The sequence below is a fragment of the Mycobacterium palustre genome (genome assembly GCF_002101785.1).
GTDB classification, from domain to species: Bacteria; Actinomycetota; Actinomycetes; order Mycobacteriales; family Mycobacteriaceae; genus Mycobacterium; species Mycobacterium palustre.
Genome location: NZ_LQPJ01000149.1, coordinates 1 through 3538, shown reverse-complemented (window position 1 = coordinate 3538; position 3538 = coordinate 1). Strand labels below are relative to the sequence as shown.

The 3538-nt window shown below is 70.7% G+C and carries 4 protein-coding genes; all 4 read left to right on the top strand.

Annotated features, from left to right (window positions below):
* On the top strand, window positions 1–358 hold a 358-nt coding region (locus AWC19_RS26795), incomplete at its 5' end, for a DUF4190 domain-containing protein (protein WP_142281440.1).
* A gap of 59 nt (window positions 359–417) precedes the next feature.
* Window positions 418–1722: a magnesium transporter MgtE N-terminal domain-containing protein gene (locus tag AWC19_RS26790; protein ID WP_085081103.1), complete on the top strand. Its 1305-nt coding sequence runs from the start codon at window positions 418–420 to the stop codon at window positions 1720–1722.
* On the top strand, window positions 1719–2261 hold the full coding sequence (locus tag AWC19_RS26785; RefSeq protein ID WP_085081102.1) for a DUF1003 domain-containing protein: 543 nt from the start codon (window positions 1719–1721) through the stop codon (window positions 2259–2261). Before AWC19_RS26790 ends, AWC19_RS26785 begins: the two co-directional genes overlap by 4 nt.
* A gap of 99 nt (window positions 2262–2360) precedes the next feature.
* Window positions 2361–3538, top strand: a 1178-nt coding sequence (locus AWC19_RS26780; protein WP_211285008.1) for a lytic transglycosylase domain-containing protein, incomplete at its 3' end; no start/stop codon positions are given.

The following is a 3538-nucleotide window of genomic DNA, read 5'->3' as shown; positions in this document are numbered from 1 at the left end:
CGCACCGGGGTACGGCCCCCCGCCGTATTCGCCGGGGCCGCCGCAGCCAGGGCCCCCGCAGTACGGTCCGCCCCCATACCCCCCGGGGTCCGGCTACTACCCCGCCCCGGACTACTACGGCGCGACGCAGTCCCGTACGAACGCCCTGGCGATCGCGTCGCTCATCTCGTCGTTCGCCGGTTTCGTCTGCTGTGTCATCGGCTCGGTTTTGGCCATCGTGCTGGGCGCGATCGCGCTCAACCAGATCAAGCAGACGCACCAGGACGGTTACGGCCTGGCCGTCACCGGGATCGTGATCGGGATCGGAACCCTGGTGGTGTTCTTGGTCATCGCGATGTTCGGCATGCACACGCGTTAGCCGGCCCGCCGCGGTGTGGCCGCCTGCCAACCGGACGGCGGCTGCCTAGGCTCTCATGCATGGCATCGGTCAACAGGGTGTATATCGCGCGGCTGGCGCGAATGTTGGTGTTGGGGCCGCTCGGTGAAAACTTCGGGCGCGTCCGCGATGTCGTGATCAGCATCAGCATCGTGCGCCAACAGCCGCGCGTCCTCGGCCTGGTTGTCGACCTGGCCACCCGCCGCAGCATTTTCATCCCGATGCTGCGGGTCGCCGCGATCGAGCCCGACGCGGTGACCCTCAATACGGGCAACGTCTCCCTGCGCCGCTTCGAGCAGCGGCCGGGCGAGGTGCTGGCGATCGGCCAAGTGCTCGACACCCAGGTGAGGGTCAACGATCCCGAGCTGCCCGAGCTGGCCGGGCTGGACGTCGTGGTCACCGACTTGGGCATCGAGCAGGCCCGCACCCGCGACTGGCTGGTGACCCGGGTCGCCGTGCGCACCCAGCGGCGGCTGCGGCGCCGGGGCCCGGTGCACGTGGTGGACTGGCAGAGCGTGCAGGGCCTGACCCCGTCGGCGCTGGCCATGCCGGGCCAGGCGGTGGTGCAACTGCTCGACCAGTTCGAGGGACGCCGCGCCGTCGACGTCGCCGACACCATCCGCGGCCTGCCGGCCAAGCGGCGCTACGAGGTGTTCAAGGCGTTGGGCGACGAGCGGGTGGCCGACATCCTGCAGGAGCTCCCCGAATCCGAGCAGGCCGATGTGCTGTCGCAGTTGGGCACCGAGCGCGCGGCCGACGTGCTCGAGGAGATGGACCCCGACGACGCCGCCGACCTGCTCGGCGTGCTGAACCCGACCGACGCCGAGATGCTGCTGACCCGGATGGACCCGGGCGAGTCCGCCCCGGTGCGACGGCTGCTGAAACACTCCCCCGACACCGCGGGTGGGTTGATGACCTCCGATCCGGTGGTGCTGACGCCCGACACCACCGTCGCCGAGGCGCTGGCCCGGGTCCGCGATCCCGACCTCACCCCCGCCCTGTCGTCGATGGTGTTCGTCGTCCGTCCGCCGACGGCCACCCCCACCGGGCGCTACCTGGGCTGCGTGCAGCTGCAGCGGCTGCTCCGTGAGCCGCCCAGCGAGCTGGTCGGCGGGATCGTCGACAGCGACCTGCTCACGTTGACACCGGAAACGCCGTTGGCCGCGGTGACCCGCTACCTCGCCGCCTACAACCTGGTCTGCGGACCGGTGCTGGACGGCCAGCACCACCTGCTGGGCGCGGTGACCGTCGACGACCTGCTCGATCACCTGCTGCCGCACGACTGGCGCGCGGACGTGCAGCAGCTCGACACCGGCCGGCTCGAAAAACTGGGAGGCCCCGCGTGAGCAAGTCCACGGCACCGCGACGGCTCTACACCCCGCGGACGTCGCGCCGATACTCCCCGCGGCTCGACCCCGAGGCGGTCGGGCAGGTTACCGAGTCCATCGCCCGGTTCTTCGGCACGGGCCGCTACCTGCTGATTCAGACCGTCATCGTGGTGGGCTGGATCGTGGTGAACGTCTTCGCGGCCGAACTGCGCTGGGACCCCTACCCCTTCATCCTGCTCAACCTCGCGTTCTCCACACAGGCCGCGTACGCCGCGCCGTTGATCCTGTTGGCCCAGAATCGCCAGGAGAACCGGGACCGGGTCACGCTCGAGGAAGACCGCCGTCGCGCGGCGCAGACCAAGGCCGACACCGAGTACCTCGCCCGTGAGCTGGCCGCCCTGCGACTGGCCGTGGGCGAGGTCGTGACGCGCGAATACCTGCGTCACGAGCTGGAAGACTTGCGCACTATGCTGGCGGCGCTGCAACCGGAAAGCGCGGATGGGAAGGCCGTAGCGACGGATGACGACTTGGAGCGGTCCGCAAAGAAATCCCGGTAATCATCAAGTCAGCCATTGCGCCACTCCCGTCACGCAGGTTATGTATTGTGATCTGGTTCACGAAGCTAAGTAGGTAATTGGCGACCTTAGGACGGTCGAGTGCGCATTGGGGGACGCTGGGGTTTAGGCCCGGCCGCTGCGGCGGTCGGGCAACGAATGCTACGCGTGACGCGGACGCCGGCTTTCGGCGTAGTGGCGATCACCCCATTGGTGCTGGCGGGGGCCGTCGGGGGCGCGGCGCCCCCTTTTCATGGGCACCCGGCGCCGGTTCACCGCCCCTCGGCGGTGAGCGCGGCCGTCGCCCCGGTGGCCGCGGTGTCTCCCGCGCTCCCCGATGTTTCCGGCCCGGTGGTCATCTCCCTCGAGCGTGCGCCGACCGCCTTCCACGTCGCCGAGGCCGCGCCGTCCGCGCCACCGCCGCCGATGATCGTGAATGAGCCTGGGGCGCTGGGCATCCCGTCCATCGCCCTGGCCGCGTACCGCAGCGCCGAACAGAAGATGGCCGTCGCCGCGCCGGGCTGCGGGGTGAGCTGGAACCTGCTGGCCGGGATCGGGCGCATCGAGTCGGGGCACGCGGGCGGCGGTGCCGTGGACGCGCGCGGCACCGCCGTCGTCCCGATCTACGGTCCGGCGCTGGACGGCTCGCTGCCCGGCAACGAGGTCATCCTGCAGAGCAGCGCCGGCAACCGCCCGACGTATGCGCGCGCCATGGGGCCGATGCAGTTCCTGCCGGGCACCTGGGCGCGCTACGCCGTTGACGGCAAGGGCGACGGGACGGCCGACCCCCAGAACCTGTTCGACTCGGCGCTGGCCGCGGCCCGGTACCTGTGCAGCGGCGGGCTGAACCTGCGCGACCCGTCGCAGGTGATGTCCGCGATCCTGCGCTACAACAACTCGATGGCCTACGCGCAGAACGTTCTCGGCTGGGCCGCCGCGTACGCGACCGGCGTCGTCCCGGTCGACCTGCCGCCGTTGACCGGGCCGCCGCCGCCGCTGGGCAACGCCCACGACGAGAATCCGGAAGGGCTCGGGCCAAACCTGCCGATGAACATCATCGGCCTGCCGTCCGACGACCCGTTCGCGCGGACGCCGATCATCGACTTGAGCGGGACGCCACCCACGCTGACCCAGCAACCGATGTTCCCGTGGATGCAGCCCACGCCGCAGCAGGCCCCGGCGCAGCTGCCCGGCTGCACGGTGATCTGCATCGGTCCGCAGAACCCGGCACCGGGAGTGCAGCCGTTCGGGCCGCCCCCGCCGTTCGGGCCGCCCCCGCC